This window comes from Fructobacillus ficulneus (assembly GCF_001047075.2).
Lineage (GTDB): Bacteria > Bacillota > Bacilli > Lactobacillales > Lactobacillaceae > Fructobacillus > Fructobacillus ficulneus.
The window spans coordinates 251,247-266,889 of the sequence record NZ_DF968005.1 but is presented as its reverse complement, the minus strand read 5'-3'; the positions used below and the strand labels follow the sequence as shown (position 1 = coordinate 266,889).

Annotated in this window: 15 protein-coding genes and 1 riboswitch; of the genes, 1 reads left to right on the top strand and 14 read right to left on the bottom strand. The window is 43.6% G+C overall.

Features of this window, described 5'->3' with window-relative positions:
• From AOQ29_RS05980 to AOQ29_RS05960, 5 genes are all read right to left on the bottom strand, one after another.
• A partial coding sequence (locus tag AOQ29_RS05980) for an MFS transporter (RefSeq protein ID WP_061993585.1) occupies positions 1-1,268 on the bottom strand: 1,268 nt, incomplete at its 3' end.
• A 344-nt stretch (positions 1,269-1,612) separates the two neighbouring features.
• The gene (locus tag AOQ29_RS05975) at positions 1,613-3,100 is read right to left on the bottom strand and encodes a PH domain-containing protein (RefSeq protein WP_061993584.1); all 1,488 of its coding nucleotides are present in this window, start codon (positions 3,098-3,100) and stop codon (positions 1,613-1,615) included.
• Complete coding sequence (locus tag AOQ29_RS05970) at positions 3,090-3,560, bottom strand: PH domain-containing protein (protein WP_061993583.1); 471 nt, start codon at positions 3,558-3,560, stop codon at positions 3,090-3,092. Before AOQ29_RS05970 ends, AOQ29_RS05975 begins: the two co-directional genes overlap by 11 nt.
• Before the next feature lie 90 nt (positions 3,561-3,650).
• Entirely contained in the window at positions 3,651-4,412 is a 762-nt protein-coding gene (locus AOQ29_RS05965) for a pyrroline-5-carboxylate reductase family protein (RefSeq protein WP_061993582.1), read from the bottom strand.
• A 117-nt stretch (positions 4,413-4,529) separates the two neighbouring features.
• Positions 4,530-5,864 (bottom strand): amino acid permease, encoded by a 1,335-nt coding sequence (locus AOQ29_RS05960; protein ID WP_061993581.1) that lies wholly within the window; start codon positions 5,862-5,864, stop codon positions 4,530-4,532.
• A gap of 109 nt (positions 5,865-5,973) precedes the next feature.
• Here AOQ29_RS05960 and AOQ29_RS05955 point away from each other — a divergent pair, with 109 nt between their 5' ends.
• Positions 5,974-6,864, top strand: a complete 891-nt coding sequence (locus AOQ29_RS05955) for a LysR family transcriptional regulator (RefSeq protein WP_061993580.1) — start codon at positions 5,974-5,976, stop codon at positions 6,862-6,864.
• 137 nt (positions 6,865-7,001) lie between these two features.
• On the opposite strand, the gene AOQ29_RS05950 is transcribed toward AOQ29_RS05955, so the two are convergent.
• The 9 genes from AOQ29_RS05950 to AOQ29_RS07730 all read right to left on the bottom strand — a co-directional run.
• A complete protein-coding gene (locus tag AOQ29_RS05950) occupies positions 7,002-7,670 on the bottom strand; it encodes an energy-coupling factor transporter transmembrane component T family protein (protein ID WP_242977415.1) in 669 nt (222 codons plus the stop codon).
• Positions 7,667-9,064, bottom strand: coding sequence for an ATP-binding cassette domain-containing protein (locus AOQ29_RS05945; protein ID WP_061993579.1), 1,398 nt, complete (start codon positions 9,062-9,064; stop codon positions 7,667-7,669). Before AOQ29_RS05945 ends, AOQ29_RS05950 begins: the two co-directional genes overlap by 4 nt.
• A gap of 12 nt (positions 9,065-9,076) precedes the next feature.
• Positions 9,077-9,634, bottom strand: a complete 558-nt coding sequence (locus AOQ29_RS05940) for an ECF transporter S component (RefSeq protein ID WP_242977414.1) — start codon at positions 9,632-9,634, stop codon at positions 9,077-9,079.
• A 91-nt stretch (positions 9,635-9,725) separates the two neighbouring features.
• Positions 9,726-9,816: riboswitch (TPP riboswitch) on the bottom strand.
• Between the two features lie 142 nt (positions 9,817-9,958).
• The gene (locus AOQ29_RS05935) at positions 9,959-11,302 is read right to left on the bottom strand and encodes an FAD-dependent oxidoreductase (protein WP_061993577.1); all 1,344 of its coding nucleotides are present in this window, start codon (positions 11,300-11,302) and stop codon (positions 9,959-9,961) included.
• A 180-nt stretch (positions 11,303-11,482) separates the two neighbouring features.
• On the bottom strand, positions 11,483-11,758 hold the full coding sequence (locus tag AOQ29_RS05930; protein ID WP_061993576.1) for an HU family DNA-binding protein: 276 nt from the start codon (positions 11,756-11,758) through the stop codon (positions 11,483-11,485).
• A 213-nt stretch (positions 11,759-11,971) separates the two neighbouring features.
• The gene (gene der, locus AOQ29_RS05925) at positions 11,972-13,282 is read right to left on the bottom strand and encodes a ribosome biogenesis GTPase Der (RefSeq protein WP_061993575.1); all 1,311 of its coding nucleotides are present in this window, start codon (positions 13,280-13,282) and stop codon (positions 11,972-11,974) included.
• Between the two features lie 56 nt (positions 13,283-13,338).
• Positions 13,339-14,529, bottom strand: coding sequence for a 30S ribosomal protein S1 (gene rpsA / locus AOQ29_RS05920; RefSeq protein WP_061993574.1), 1,191 nt, complete (start codon positions 14,527-14,529; stop codon positions 13,339-13,341).
• A gap of 192 nt (positions 14,530-14,721) precedes the next feature.
• Positions 14,722-15,399, bottom strand: coding sequence for a (d)CMP kinase (gene cmk / locus AOQ29_RS05915; RefSeq protein WP_061993573.1), 678 nt, complete (start codon positions 15,397-15,399; stop codon positions 14,722-14,724).
• Between the two features lie 22 nt (positions 15,400-15,421).
• The coding region (locus tag AOQ29_RS07730) for a LysM peptidoglycan-binding domain-containing protein (protein WP_170124546.1) at positions 15,422-15,643 on the bottom strand (222 nt) is incomplete at its 5' end.

Here is a 15,643-nt window from a genome sequence, read left to right as displayed (position 1 = left end):
GTGGCGGCATAAATTACATATGAACCGGCATCCCAGCCATATTGGTTAACCAAATGGCCAATCAAAGCAGTTGCGACTGTTTCACCAAAAATGTATTGGAAGAAACCCATAAAACCAGTCGATAATCCGACCGCATAATTTGGCACCGCCTCATTAACCATGAGACCTACTAGTGAAATTGGGGCATAAATTAATGTACCGAGGAAGAAGAGCGCCAGCGTTAAGATAACTTGACTATTTGAATTGAAATAAATTCCTAGGCAAGCCAACATGGCAATCGTTGAATACAGGCAAATCAAGGCCCGGCGACCATTCATGAGGTCTGACAAAGCCCCCATTCCAATCACACCAGGGACAGCAGATAACTCGAAAACACCAATAAACCACTTAGCCCAGCTGACACTAAAACCTTTTGTTGGCAGGTAGGACGGAATCCATGACATGACGCCATAACGGACGATATAAATGGACATCGAAGTTAAAGTAACCAGCCACACAACCTTGTTCAACAAGATATCGTGAACTAACACCTGATAAAAGCCGGCATCTGTCGTAGCCTGGTCAGTCTTCTGTCCCCTACCGTCGACTTCGACATAGCCTGAATAAGTCGTGATATCAGGTAATCCGACATCTTCCGGCTTATCGGTATTAATCAATAACATCAAACTCGCAATCAGGACCGAAAAGAAAGAAGATACGGCAAAGACGGCTGTTAATGATCCCGAAAACATCAAAGTTGCTAGTTGAACGGAGGCCACACACAAGAAAGCCCCAGCATTATGAGCCGAAGCCCAAATTGCGAAAATTGAGCCACGGTGTTTCTTGGAAAACCACAGTGAAATTTGTCGTTGACAGGCCGGTGCACCCATCGCTTGGGTCATTGCGATTAACAACATTAAAAACAAAATAACGTAAAAGTTCTGGGTAAAGCCAATCAGTAAGTTAAAGAATGCCGATAGGTATAAGCCAACTGCTAAGAAAATTTTAGAATTAAGACGGTCAACTAAACCACCCATAAAAATCTTAGCGACACCATAGCCAATACCAAAGGTTGATAAGATCAAGCCGATTTGGGTCAAGTCAAAACCATAGGCCTTCATAATTGGCACCTGTTCCGTCGTGAAAACCAAACGAATGATATAATAACCAATATAAGTAAAGCTCGTAGCAGTTAAAACACCGGCTTGTCGGCGAGTATACTTCTTCTTGACAGCCTGATTAGCCGCAACAATTGACGGCCGTGTTTGTCCCTTAAAAAATCCAAACATAAGCATTTCCCTTCAAAATTAATTGTCGATTGAATCGACTGAAAAGTGCAGTCCTTAGACTCGCATGTCCCTATCGCTCCTTGCGATGGAGACGTTATGCCAACAGATTTACTGGCCAGTGATTTCTGTCTGCTTTGATTCTACCTAATCATTATTTTTATGTCAATCAGATTACGAAGTTTTTGTTTATTTTTATCGATTGAAAACACTTACATTTTTATATTTTTAAAACAAAATACAACGAATAGTATTAATTTTTATAAAAATAGCCCTATTTTTAGCATTTAATTTTCCAAAATATCAAAAAAAGACTGATTTAAATTTAAATCAGTCTTTTTGTAAATTTATTTATCAGGCGTCTGGTACCAGGCAAAAATTTCTTCAATCCGTTCAATCGGTAAGTACCGGCATTGAACAACAATTGTCCCCGTTTCGGATCGGACAATCGCCCTTAAAATCGCATGCCGGTTATGTTTCGATAACCACCAGCTTTGGTGAACCGACAAAGATTGGATCTTATCCTTGGCAATGTAGGAAACAATTTTTTCATAACCTCGGGCAGTTCGCATTGCTAAAACATGGTCATCAATAATTTTAGCATTGGTCACCTGTCCCTTATACCAGCCTGCTCCACCGACAATTAGTGATAGTATCAAAGCGGTGCCAATCGCCCAGCAAGTCGGAAAAAGGATGAGCAACCAACCAAATAAGAGCCAAGCAATGACCAGGCCATTTCTGGCCATCGTCAGGGATTGGTAATACCGTCCCTTTTCACCCAAAATAATCCGACCAGGAAAATGAGGAAACCATTTAGCCAAGTATTCACAAGCCGCTGTTAGTCCAATAATTGGAATTAAAGTCGGTGATCGTTTTGATACCTCATCACTTTCATTGGCATCTGAAATCAACCGAACTTTGACTGTTGCCAGGCCAAATAAACGGCGAAGCAGGTTCTGGTGAATTTGAACAGTTTGAACCCTGTCAATCGTGACGTGAATCAGCTTGTGTTCAAAAAGGCCCCGTTCAATCGTTAGGTGGTTCTGGTCATGAGTTACAGTAAAACGATAATACATCGCAACCGTCCGCAAAACATTAAACAACACAACCACCAAAATACCAGCAACAACTAATAAGGCTGCTGCAAAAATACCTGAACCAGCGGCTTCACTTTTAATCAGGTGACCAAGCCAGCGACTAATAACTTCATCACGGTCAAAGTGACCATAAAAACTTAAGAAAACAAAAAATTGAAAAAAAACAGCTGTCATTGTCACGGCGTAAGCAAATAAAGACCCAATGGAAGCACGGTAAGTATCGTCAACCCGGTTCCTACTTTCCGATTGATTCGTTTGATCAGCTTCAAAATTAAATTCACCAGCTTGAGCTTGATTAACTGCATCCGTTAACATTTCTCCTTGGTCGCGGCGTTTAATTTCCAAAGTTTCTGCGACCCAAGTTGGAATAGACGGCAACATAATTTGATTCTTATGATGACTATGTCCTCCTGAATCAACCGTCAATGATTCCAAATCAAAGGGCCTCAGAAAAAACCACTGGTTTCGATGAATATTTTGAATCTTATTGAAGGGCATGTGCCTCACCCGTCGAAAGATAACACCCGACCGGTAAATCAACTCAGTTTCAGTTAATTGATAGGTCTTTCGCCAAAATGAAATTAAAGAAAATAACAACCAAGCTAAACCTAATCCGAGCCATTGCCACCAATTAATACTGACAAAAACTAAGAGCGAAAAACCAATCACTAAAAATTCTCTTAATTGGCGAATCATTTCACTAAGTATAGCTAATGGGTGTAGGTGATTAACGCGCATGACGGGCCTCCTTGGCCAAAGTCATCACCTGATTTTTAAAATCATTTGCATGTGTAAGTGGGAGGGCTTCGATTTCATGACCCGACCCACCGGTTAAAATTCGAATCTTTTGCAAATGAAAGAGTCGAAGCAGTGGTCCTTGGTCTAAATCAATATTTTGAATTCGATTAATTGGAATTGCTGTGTGACGGCGGAAGAAAAATCCCCGACGAATTTCAACGTTTGTTGCATTCACAGCAAAACGGTAAAAACTATACCGGTAGCGGACCAGAGCGAAAGCTGATACTGTCCAAACGACAATAACACCTAAAACAATCCAAGTGACCCAATCGGGTATGTCACTCTTAGTAAAATGGTTCAGTAACCAAAATCCTAGTTTGGCAACTAGCAAGGCGAAAATTGTCCACAGTGCTTCAACGAGATACCAAACTTTTTTGATTTCAACAGGTAATGCATGCATGGGTTTTCCTCCTCTCTAAATTCCCTGCAAAAAATAAGACCTCAGGCCTCTTTAAGCACCAAAAGTCGTCTTGTAATGAATTAAAATTGACTAGTCACCGGCTGCAGCTGAAATCGCTGCGTGAATTGCTGGCCGGAAACCATGCTGGTCTAAGGCTAAGACCCCTTTAATGGTTGTTCCCCCCGGCGAAGTGATTTGTCCCTTCAAATCGGCAGCGGATAGGTTGGACTGTTGAGCCAAAGTGGCCGTGCCTTTCACAACAGAAGCAATCAATGCCCCCGCTTGACCACGGTCCATCCCCTTAGCAACTGCGGCATCTTCCATCGCATCCATCAAAATATCGATAAACGCCGGCGAACAACCACCAATCGTACCAGCAATCGCCAGTTGGCTTTCTGGTACAACCAAAACATCCCCCAAAGATTCCAAGAGTCGATGAACGTTTTCCTCATTAACGCCAGTAATGGTTGGGTCTTCTGCCAAAGCAATTGATCCAGCTCCCACAGCAACGGGAATGTTAGGAATAAAAGTAGTTACCGGATTTTGCGGAGCTGCCGCTCGCAAATCTGCGTTAGACACGCTAGCCGCTGCCGATAGAACAACCGCTTTTTCAGATAAACCAGCCGCAACTAGGTCTTGTAAAACCTTCGTAACTAACTTGGCTGGCACCGTCAAAATAACCACATCAGGCCCTTCATTAAGTAAGTCCTGGTAGCTTTGATAAGTTGGAATTTCTAATTCGACCGCTTTCTTCTCGTTGGAAGAATAAGCCAATAAGGTTTCTGAACCTCGTTTTAAGCCTTGGACCATGGCGGTACCCATATGCCCTAAACCAACAACAGCAATTTTCATTAATAGACTCCCTTTGCCTTAATGTATCTTTATTTTACCACAAAATTACGAATATTTCTTATTAAAAATATAAAAAAATCCGCTATTTATAACGGTTTTTAAAGTCAATCTAATGGTTTATTTTTGGAATTTGAAGTAAGCAATTACCGCCAAAGCAACCATCCAGAGTGCAGCTAAGACAGTCGTCCAGGTCGTGGCCGGTGTTACCAACAAAATCACGAAAATCAAAGCCAAGAAGGCCATCGTTAAGTAGTTGCTAAAAGGTGCCAATGGTAAACGAAAACTTGGTAAATCTTGTCCTTGATTTTGCTTCCGGTAACGTAAATGGGTTAACATCAACGCCATATATATAATCAGAAAAGCCGCAGAGGCCATTGATGATACTAATGTGAAAGCATCCGTTGGGAAGAGGTAATTAACCACAACAGCCAAACCAATAATTAATGTTGATAGGTTGATGGCTGACTTTGGGATAGCGTTCTTATTTAAACGCTTAAATCGTGACTTTTCTCCGACCAATGAGTACAACATCCGACCTGTGGTAAAGAAGGCCGAATTAATAGCTGAGGCGGCAGCTGTCAAAACAACGAAATTAATCACTGCAGCAGCCGAACTAATGCCAATGCCTGAAAAGACATCAACAAATGGTGACTGGCCAGCTTGGTAATTGGTCCAGGGTTGGATAATCATAATGGCCGACAAAGCACCAATGTAAAAAATCAAAATTCGCACAACGATCGAATTAACCGCCTTGGGAATCGTTTTAAGCGGATCTTTGGTTTCAGCGGCCGTAATACCAACAAATTCGACACCTAAGAAAGCAAAGAAGGCCATTTGGAAGGTCGAAAGAATGTTATGACCATGGTTAGCAACTAAACCGTGCGACCACAGCGTTGAAAATTTAGTCACACCTAAATCTGTCTTGATGTGGCCAAGAGCCAAAATCAAACCGGTCACAATCATTGCCACAATGGCGATAATCTTAATCATGGCAAACCAGAATTCAGTTTCACCAAAAATCTTAACGGCAATCGTGTTAACAAAGTACAAGACCACCAAGAAAGCCAATTCCCATGGCCAAACTGGCATATCAGGGAACCAGTACTGCATGTAGGTTCCAATCGCGGTTAATTCGGTCATCGCAATGACAATCCAACCCAACCAGTACGTCCAACCTAAGACAAAGCCGGCCTTTTCGCCCAGGTACTGGGTCATAAAGTCAATAAAAACTGGCTTGGTATCGTCGGATACCAATAATTCGCCGAGGGCTCGCATCATCGCAAAGACAAAGAGACCCGTAATAATATAAACCAACAAAATGGCTGGCCCAGCCTTATGGATTGATGAACCAGCCCCTAAGAACAGGCCTGTTCCAATTGTTCCACCCAAAGCAATCATCGCTACGTGACGTTGTGATAAGGTGCGGGCAAAGCCCGTTTCTTCATTATTCATGAACAAGTACTCCTTTAATTTCCTACCCTAATAGTTTATACTGAGCATTAAAGTAAGTAAAACTAAAGGTTTTCAATTTAAAGTTAAAAAAATTCACCTAGGAGTTGGCATGAAAACATTTACCTATCAAATTTTTGCCACAGTGGCCGATCTCGGTTCCTTCCGTAAAGCCGCTGAAGAACTAAACATCACCCCCTCAGCTGTATCGCACGCCATTTCCCACCTCGAAACACAGTTGGGCATCCCCCTTTTAATTCGAAATCGGTCCGAAATGCAAGTAACCAAAAATGGGCAAATCCTCTTACCTGCCGTTGAACGCCTTTTAAATGAAGAACGACAACTTTTAAGCACCGCTGCCAAACTTCAAGGCTTACAAGGTGGGCAAATCCGCATCGGGGCCATCTCTTCGGTTTGTATTGCCTGGTTACCGACAATTATCCAACGCTTTGCAAAAAAATACCCCGCTGTGGAGATTAATTTAATTCAAGGGTCTTTTGCCGAGATTGAGCAGGCCCTAGTCTTAGGAAAAATTGATTTAGGTTTTTCTGCCCTACCAACCGTTGACCGACTTGATGCCTTGCCACTAGTCGATGATGAAATCAAATGCCTGACACCCGCTAATTTTCGTCCACAAAACGGTGAATCAATTAGTCAAGCTGATTTGGCCAACAAGCATTTTATCCTGCAGCGGTCCGATTACGATTCTGATACTAAGGTCGCCCTGGATGAACTTCAGGTTAAGCCCCAGGCCATTAACTACTCAATTGATGACCAATCTATTTTGGCGATGGTTGAAGCCGGCCTAGGTTGGGGAGTCCTACCCGACCTAGCCTTGACCCGTCTGACTGGTGAAATCGAAGCCTATCCCTTCGCTACACCCTACTACCGACATCTCGGCTTAGTTACCAATCCATCATCGGAAAAGGATCCCTTTGTTAAGGCAATGAAAAATGAAATTTTAGCCTACTTAGACGAAACTAAAACAACAGAGCAAGCTTAATTTGGCGTCCTAATTTTGCTAAAGCCAAACAAATCAAAAAGCAGCCTAATCACTTGGTCACCCTTCCCCAATCAATTAGTGGGAAGAATGACAGTGTCAGACTGCTTTTTAATTTGTCATTTTTAAAAATATTTAAATTAATACCGGGCTAAGAATAAAACCACTTGGATACCGGCCATCATTGCGGCCATTACTACCCAGCCACTGACAGGCATTGGGTAAGTACGGTATGCAGAACGATTGGCCCCCTCTTGAAAACCGTGAGAGGTCATGGCCATCGCTAAGTTTTTCGACCACTTAATTGCATGGACTAAGGACTTAAAATAAAGGGTTGGCTGCCACCACCGTAAGACCTCGCCACGCATCATGCCGGCCGCCTGGATAGCCGTGAAGGCCTGACGAAACCGGGGCAAGAAATTCAAGGCACCTAGGATTCCATAAGTAAAAGTTGCGGACATTTTTAGGTTTTGACGCAGGGATGCCAATAAAACGTACGGCGTCATCCCCAACGTTAGCCAGGCCCCAATGAAAATAAAAACCAGCACCCGACTGCCCATAACCATCCCAAAGTGCAAATTTTCAGCTGCCGTCCCACTTCCGTAAAGGTAAAAGGACCAAAAAGACCCAAGCACTGGAATAATCGCGACAGCCAAGTATAGGCACAGCCGCTTGAGGGACTGACGGCGAACTAACAGAATGGATAAGGCCCCGGCGACCAATATCAGATTCAACGTTACCGACTTAGTTAACGAAATTTCAAGTGAAATTAAAACAGCTAAAACTAAGCGTTGTGTCGCATTCATCATAAGTTCACCTCCACCTGATTAGCAATGGTAGTATTTTCGTACCGCAAATGTTGGTCAACAATTTCAACTAAATCACGGGTTTGATGGGAAACCACCAGAATTGTTAGTTGTAACGCTTTCTGGCAACTTTGAATCAAGTCCAAGGCCACGCCAACCGATTGTTCATCTAGGCCAGCTAAAGGTTCATCTAAGAAAAGCACCGTCGGTGCCATGACCATCATTAATAATAGTTGTAATTTCTTTTGTTGGCCCCCAGACAAGGTATAAACAGACCGGTCACCAAGGCCATTCAGGTGGAGAGCCGTGACCCACTGGTCAAGCCGGTCATCCGACCAATATCGCTTTTGATGACTGGACTTTTGGACCTGATCAAGCTCCTCTTGGACCGTAATATTAATAAACTGGTCGGCAGCATTTTGGAAGACTAAACCAATTTCGTGATAATACTCTCGCTTTTTCCAGGCAGAAACTTCCTGGTCCCGGTAAGTCAACGACCCCTCATAACCATGGAGCTTAGCCAAGGTCTTTAAAACTGACGACTTTCCGACCCCATTGGGCCCAGTCAAAAGCGTAATCAGTCCCCGACTAACTTTTAAAATATCCTGGTTTAAAACAAGGCGGTCCCCATTTTGGACACGGAGGTTATTCATGTCAAAAGCAGCGTCTGCATCTCCAACCTCAGCTAGTACTTTGATCTGACCTTGGTAATCGTACTGCTGCCATTCTTGGCGATTAACTTGGTACAAGTTTGTATTTTTAACTTGGTAAAAGCTTTTAATTTTGTCGAAGTAACCGGCCGGATCATGGTCCGAAACTAAGATACCGTAGCCCTCTTGACTGAGTTGCTGCAGCAAGACTTGCAACTCTGCCCGCGACTGACTATCAACGGCCGCAAAGGGCTCATCTAAGAGCAAGTATTTGGCACCAAGAGCCAAGACCTCGGCCAGAGCAACCTTTTGTAATTCACCACCCGAGAGTGTGACAAAGGCTCGATCAATAAAATCGGATAGACCAACTTTGGCCAAAGCTTTATTTATTCGCTCATCAATCTCAGCCGGATTCAGTTCCAAATTTTCCAGTGCGAAGATAAATTCCTCGCGAACAGTTGGCATGGCAAACTGGTCATCGGGATTTTGAAAGAGCAAGGCAATTTGTCTGGCCCGATCATGGGCGGGCATCGTTGAGACATCAGTGCCGGCGATTTCAACCGCCCCACTAACCTGACCACCGTATTGTGGATAGAGGCCTGCTAGGGTCTTCAGCAAGGTTGATTTGCCAGAACCTGATGGCCCCATCAGAAGGGTTAAATCACTAGGATTCAAGGTAAAATCCAGGTCTTCAATGATTGGACTTTGGCGGTAGGCTACTGTTAACTTTTTGGCATCAAGCGCCATGAGCTGTCCTCCTTAGTCGTGGGACAAAAGTTTTGACCGGTCGAGTAACTTGGTAATCAAATGAACCAAGACACCGGCAAAGAAGAAAATTGATAGATAACGAACAACAAAGAGGGCTAACAGGAAGCCAAGTTGGTAGTGTGAATAACCTGACTTAACCAAGTCCCAGGCAAAGGTTACAACCGTTCCTGTCAAAGTTGACAACCACAAACCAGCAAACCAGTTCTTGTAAAGAACTAAGGTAAACCCAAGCTCGGAAGCGATTCCCTGGATTAAGCCAGACAAAAGCGTTCCAACACCATAAGACCCACCTAAGAACATCTCACCGGCGGCTCCCAGCATTTCACCTAAGAAGCCAGCACCAGGCCGTTTCAGAATGTAAGCAGCCAAAGGACCAGCCATCATCCAAACACCTAGGGTGATTTCAGTGGTAAAGTTTTGCCAACCAATCACAGCTAGCGCACTATAGGCAATTTGGTAGACAGGATCCATCACCCAATACACGACTGAGAAAATAATCCCAATCAAGGCCAACAAAATGACATCTTGCAATGTCCACTTCTTCTTCATGATTCTCTCCTTTTTCATTCTGGGAACCATTTTCAAAGAAAAAACCACTCGCCTGGGCAAAAAAAGTCCAGCACGAATGGTATCAAAGCAAAAAAGCTTGTGTGGATCTTCCTTCGTCGGTCTTAGCCTAACAGGTTCAATGGGTTTAATCTCAACCAAAAATGGTACCCCAGATCGCTATATTCAATTTACTACTTCACTAGCTTACAATGGAATGATTAAATAAGCAAGAATTTTTTAATTGATCTATTGCCGGGTCAAAATGACGGCCCTCTCATACAATCAAAAACAGCCTTGCTATTCAGCAAAACTGTTACAAAAATCTTATTCTTTATCGGCTTCAGCAACCGCTGCCATAGCAACAGCAGAAACATAGTTCACTGGTTGACCAAAGTTTGGTTGGAAGAAGAAGTCAGTCATTGAAAGTTGGTCGATCGTCATCCCGTTTTCGATAGCCAATGAAACAACATTAGCGGCTTGAGAAATATCATGACGTGACAAGAAGGCAGCACCAACAATGCGACGAGTGCCCTTTTCCCAAGTCAAAGCGGCTTGAACTGGTGTGGTCGTCAACATGAAGTCAGGACGGTAGTCTTGCGTAATGGTCACAGTACCAGCTTCAACACCCTTACGAGCGGCAGCTTGCTTGGTCAAACCAGTAGCAGCATAAGCCATTTCGTACAATTCGACCGCTGAAGTAGCCTGAGTTCCTTGATAAGCCACAGTTGGCTTTTCAATATTCTTACCAACCAAGATTCCCTGTCGGACAGCGTTAGTTGCCAAAGGAATGTAGTCATCCTTTTGGGTTGGGTTATAGAAGACAGTTGCTGAATCACCAGCAGCAAAAACACCCTTAACAGAAGTTTCCATGAACTTGTTAGTCTTAATGGCACCATTTGGCAACATCTCAACTTGGTCTCGGAACAAGGCGGTGTTAGGCAAGAAACCAATTCCTAAGATAGCGATATCGGCCTCATAGGTTCCCTTGTCAGTTTTAACACGGATACCATCAGGAGTATCTTCAAAAGCTGATACCATCTGACCCAAGGCTAACTTAACGCCATTGTCTTCGTAGGCTTGCTGGAAAACAGCGGAAAATTCAGGGGCAGTGTTGTTGGCCAAGACACGGTCCAAACCATCAATTAAGGTAACTTCCTTGTCGTTAACTGACAATTGTTCAGCCAATTCAGCACCGATATAACCGGCTCCAATGACGATTACGCGCTTAACCTTCTCAGTTACTTCCTTCAAATCCTTGGCGTTGTTCCAAGTCTTTGAATCGTAGACCTTGTCAGAATCAATTCCAGGAATGCGAGGCTTAATTGCTCGTGATCCGGTTGTAATGACAATCTTATCAAAGGTTTCTTCTGATTGTTGACCAGTAGCCAAATCCTTGATAGCCAACTTCTTAGCATTTAAGTCAGCATCTTCAACCAAGGTTTCCATGTGCATGGTAATTCCTTGTTCTTCCATTGATGCTGGAGATTCGTAAAACATCTTGTCAGTTGATGACACATTATCACCAATCCAAAGGGCGATTCCACAAGACAAGAAAGACACTGTTTGATTCTTTTCGTAAACATGTACCTCGGCGTCAGGATGATCTGCCTTAATCTGCTTAGCGGCAAATACGCCGGCATGAGTTGAACCAATGACTGCAACTTTCATAAAAAGCCTCCTAATAGTATATGTGAAATTTGTGATTTAAGTTTACCAACAAAACACAACTTTGTCAAATATTTCACTTAAAATATCAATCAGATTGCCGGTCAGTAATAAAAAAGTCAGGTGCTGTATTAATAAGCACAAAAAAAAGCACCCTACGGGTGCTTTTTAGAAAAGGTTTGCTTACTTAACAGCATCCTTCAAAGCCTTACCAGGCTTGAAAGCAGGAACCTTTGATGCAGGAATTTGGATTTCTTCCTTAGTTTGTGGGTTGCGTCCCTTACGGGCTGCACGTTCACGAACTTCGAAGTTACCAAAACCAATCAATTGGACCTTTTCACCCTTCTTCAAGGTGTCTTCGATTGATGACAAAACTGCAGCAACAGCCTTGTCAGCATCCTTCTTAGTTAATCCAGTCTTCATTGCGACTGAGTCGATCAATTCTTGCTTGTTTGCCATTCCTTTTCTCCTCGTAAAAAATTAATTTAGAATGACCATCTCCGTGACAATCGTTGATGGTCTGGGAACGCTACCGTAGCAACTTCCATAAGCATAGAATAGCACAAGTAAATTAAAATGTGTAGTTAAATGCCCTAATTTAGCCCACTAATTCAGCATTCCCGCACATTAAAAAACAAAATTGTTGTTTATTTTCTACTTTTTGTAAAAAAATCACTTTCTTTGACGAATAATCAACTTAATTGGCGTTCCAGAAAAGTCGAAAGCTGAGCGAATTTGATTTTCCAAGAAACGCTGGTATGAAAAATGCATCAACTCAACATCGTTAACGAAGACAACAATTGTTGGTGGAGCCACGGCAACTTGGGTCGCATAGTAAACCCGCAACCGGCGTCCGTTGTCAGAAGGCGCAGGATTCGTTGCTAAGGCGTCCATTAAGACGTCATTCAAGGTTGATGATGAAACCCGCTTCTCGTGGTTTTCATTGACCGCTAAGATCAAATCTGGCAGACGGTCAAGACGCTGCCCTGTCTTGGCAGAAACAAAGACAATTGGGGCATAGTCTAAGAACTTGAACTCACTGCGGATTAAGTTCTCAAAGTCAGTCATAGTATGCGTATCTTTATCGATTGCATCCCACTTATTAACGACAATCACTAGAGCCTTACCGGCTTCATGCGCATAACCAGCAACGTGCTTGTCTTGCTCGCGAATTCCAGTTTCAGCATCCAAGACCATCAAAACAACTTGAGAATCGTCAATCGCCTTCATTGCCCGCATAACTGAATAACGCTCGGTATTTTCGTAGACCTTACCACGCTTACGGATACCGGCCGTATCAACCATCACGAACTCATCACCCTCATTGGTGATAAAGCGCGTATCGATGGCGTCACGGGTTGTTCCCTCGATGTTGGAAACAATCATCCGTTCTTCACCCAAGATAGCGTTAACAATCGATGACTTTCCAACGTTTGGTCGGCCAATGATTGAGAAACGCACGGCATCATCGTCTTGTTCAGCCGCTTCATCCGGGAAATTCTTCACAATTTCATCTAAGACATCGCCCAAACCGATTCCGTGAGAACCAGAAACGGGATATGGATCGCCCATTCCCAATGAATAGAAGTCATAGATGTCTGATCGCATTTCTGGGTTATCAACCTTGTTAACGGCCAAAACAACTGGTTTATCAGTGCCGTACAACAAGTTTGCCACAGCTTGGTCATCGGCTGTCAGGCCTTCCCGACCAGAAACAACCATTAAAATGACGTCCGCTTCATCGATTGCCAATTCAACCTGAGCGCGGATTTCCGTTAGGAAGGGCGCATTGCCCATTTCTAGTCCACCAGTATCAATGACCCGAAAATCAAAATTAAGCCAATCAGCCCGCGCATACAGACGGTCACGAGTGACCCCTGGCATATCTTCTACGATGGCGATTCGATCGCCCACAATGCGGTTAAATAAAGTTGACTTACCGACGTTTGGTCGGCCAACTACGGCTACCATTGGTGCTGCCATATTCCCGCTCCTTTCCAATAAAAAAAGACTGGATAACCAGCCTTCTTGTTTAAATCTTACAACTTGTCGCCGAAGATGTCGCCCAAAGTAGCAGCACCTTCATCATCTTGTTGGAAGGCTGCCATGTCAGCACGTGAAGCACCGTTGTTATCTTCACGGTCATCACGTTGGTTGGCAGGCTTTTCTTCCAAAGCCTTCATTGACAATGAGATTCGTTCTTCAGATGGCTTAACATCCAAAACTTGAACCTTAACCTTGTCACCAGACTTCAAAACGTCAGATGGGTTTTCAACACGCTTGTGTGAAATTTGTGAAACGTGAACCAATCCTTCGATACCAGGGAAGATTTCCACAAAGGCACCAAAGTCCTTAACACGCTTAACAGTTCCTTCAAGAACAGTACCGGCTGGCGCCTTTTCTGCAACTTCGTCCCAAGGTCCTGGTTGAGTAGCCTTGATTGAAAGTGAAATGCGTCCACGGTCAGTGTCCAAGGCCAAAATCTTAACGTTAACCTTTTCACCCTTTGACAATACGTCAGATGGGTTCTTCACACGGTCGTGTGAAATTTCAGAAACGTGAACCAATCCGTCCACGCCGCCCAAGTCAACGAAAGCACCGAAGTCAGTCAAACGAGCAACTGTTCCTTCAACTACTTCACCAACAGCCAAACGGCCGAAGGCTTCTGCCAACTTTTCTGCACGTTCTTGGGCTGCAACAGCCTTACGTGACAAAATCAAACGAGCCTTGGCTGGGTCGATTTCGATTACTTCTGCCTTGATGTCTTGTCCCTTAAATTGGTTCAAGTCTGAAACGAAGCGTTCTGCAACCATTGAAGCGGGTACAAAGCCACGGATTCCAGCAACATCGACAATCAAACCACCACGAACGGCGTTGATAACCTTAGCATCAACAACATCGCCTTCGTTAAATGACAATGATTCCCATGCCTTACGGGCTTCCAAGCGCTTCTTTGACAACAAGTAGGCTACGCCTTCCTTGTCGCTTGTTACGTTAGAAACAACAACAGTTTCGATGGTGTCGCCAACCTTCAAGTCGTCTGCCAAGTTAACGCTACGATCGTCAGAGTACTCACGCGCTGGCACAACTCCTTCTTCACCGGTGTGGAGTCCGATAACCGCTTGGTTATCATTATCGATAGCTAGCACTTCGCCAGTTACGACATCCCCTACCTTAATTTGGTCAGCACTTTCCAGAGCTGCTAATAATTCGCTGTTAGTATCACTCATGACGTCAAACGTCCTCCTACAATTTACACTTATAAGGCTATTTTATCAGAAAAAAGCACATATTCATAGTCTAAAATGAAAAATGGTCTATTTTGATAAGTGTTTAACTCGGGTGGCTAGAGCCGGATTCAAGTTAATCGTAACCTATTTGTTCTATTCTACCAGATTTTTTGAAAAAGTAAAAAGACCACCTTACTGGTGGTCTTCAATAATTGCCTTGATCGTGCTAACAACTTGGTCGATGCTTTGCCCTGTCGTGTCGACTGTTAAGGCATCTTCAGCCTTTGTCAACGGAGAAATTTCTCGATGTGAGTCTTTGTAATCACGGTCTTCAATTTCTTTTTTTAAGGTTGCCAAGTCAGGATTCATCCCCTTGGCTTGGTTTTCCTTAAACCGTCGTTCAGCTCGTTCATCAACTGAAGCTATTAGAAAAATCTTAACTTGGGCTAGCGGTAAAACAGTCGTACCAATGTCGCGACCGTCCATAATAACCGGTTGTTGTTCGGTCAAAGCCCGTTGTCGGTTAACTAGGTCAGTCCGTACTGCTTGGTAGGAAGAAACCAATGAAACATTGTTCGTAATTTCAGTTGAACGAATTGCTTCCGTGACCTCCTGGCCATTTAACAAAACGTGTTGAACTGGTTCTCCAGGCAGAAATTCAATTTGAATTTCTGGCAACAAAGCCGTAATTCCGGCTTCATCTGTATAATCTAGACCCGCATTTTTAGCAGCCAAGGTGATGGCCCGGTACATTGCCCCGGTATCAACATAAACATACTTTAAGTCGGTGGCTAAAATTTTAGCAATGGTTGATTTGCCGGCCGAAGCTGGACCATCGATAGCTACTTGAAAATGTGCGGGTTGGTTCATAAGTTCAAAAACTTCCTATTATTTATTTAATCCTCAAAGATTGACCAGCAAAATTTGAGTAGTTTTGTGAAGTAACCCCAGGGTTAAGCGCATACAACTGAGTTGGCGTTGTGCCATGGGTTACAGCAAAGTTGTACAAGGTTTGGTTGGTTCCCAAGACCGCCGTTGTCGCACTGGCAGCCTGTGAAGCAGCCTGATCAGCGCTAGCTTGACTTTGGCTATTTGACGTACTTTGACTAGCTGC

Excerpts from the sequence above, each read along its gene's own strand:
- AOQ29_RS05975 (WP_061993584.1), bottom strand. The coding sequence starts at position 3,100 with ATGCGCGTTAATCACCTACACCCATTAGCTATACTTAGTGAAATGATT.
- AOQ29_RS05970 (WP_061993583.1), bottom strand. The coding sequence starts at position 3,560 with ATGCATGCATTACCTGTTGAAATCAAAAAAGTTTGGTATCTCGTTGAA.
- AOQ29_RS05965 (WP_061993582.1), bottom strand. The coding sequence starts at position 4,412 with ATGAAAATTGCTGTTGTTGGTTTAGGGCATATGGGTACCGCCATGGTC.
- AOQ29_RS05960 (WP_061993581.1), bottom strand. The coding sequence starts at position 5,864 with ATGAATAATGAAGAAACGGGCTTTGCCCGCACCTTATCACAACGTCAC.
- AOQ29_RS05955 (WP_061993580.1), top strand. The coding sequence starts at position 5,974 with ATGAAAACATTTACCTATCAAATTTTTGCCACAGTGGCCGATCTCGGT.
- AOQ29_RS05950 (WP_242977415.1), bottom strand. The coding sequence starts at position 7,670 with ATGATGAATGCGACACAACGCTTAGTTTTAGCTGTTTTAATTTCACTT.
- AOQ29_RS05945 (WP_061993579.1), bottom strand. The coding sequence starts at position 9,064 with ATGGCGCTTGATGCCAAAAAGTTAACAGTAGCCTACCGCCAAAGTCCA.
- AOQ29_RS05940 (WP_242977414.1), bottom strand. The coding sequence starts at position 9,634 with ATGAAGAAGAAGTGGACATTGCAAGATGTCATTTTGTTGGCCTTGATT.
- AOQ29_RS05935 (WP_061993577.1), bottom strand. The coding sequence starts at position 11,302 with ATGAAAGTTGCAGTCATTGGTTCAACTCATGCCGGCGTATTTGCCGCT.
- AOQ29_RS05930 (WP_061993576.1), bottom strand. The coding sequence starts at position 11,758 with ATGGCAAACAAGCAAGAATTGATCGACTCAGTCGCAATGAAGACTGGA.
- der (WP_061993575.1), bottom strand. The coding sequence starts at position 13,282 with ATGGCAGCACCAATGGTAGCCGTAGTTGGCCGACCAAACGTCGGTAAG.
- rpsA (WP_061993574.1), bottom strand. The coding sequence starts at position 14,529 with ATGAGTGATACTAACAGCGAATTATTAGCAGCTCTGGAAAGTGCTGAC.
- cmk (WP_061993573.1), bottom strand. The coding sequence starts at position 15,399 with ATGAACCAACCCGCACATTTTCAAGTAGCTATCGATGGTCCAGCTTCG.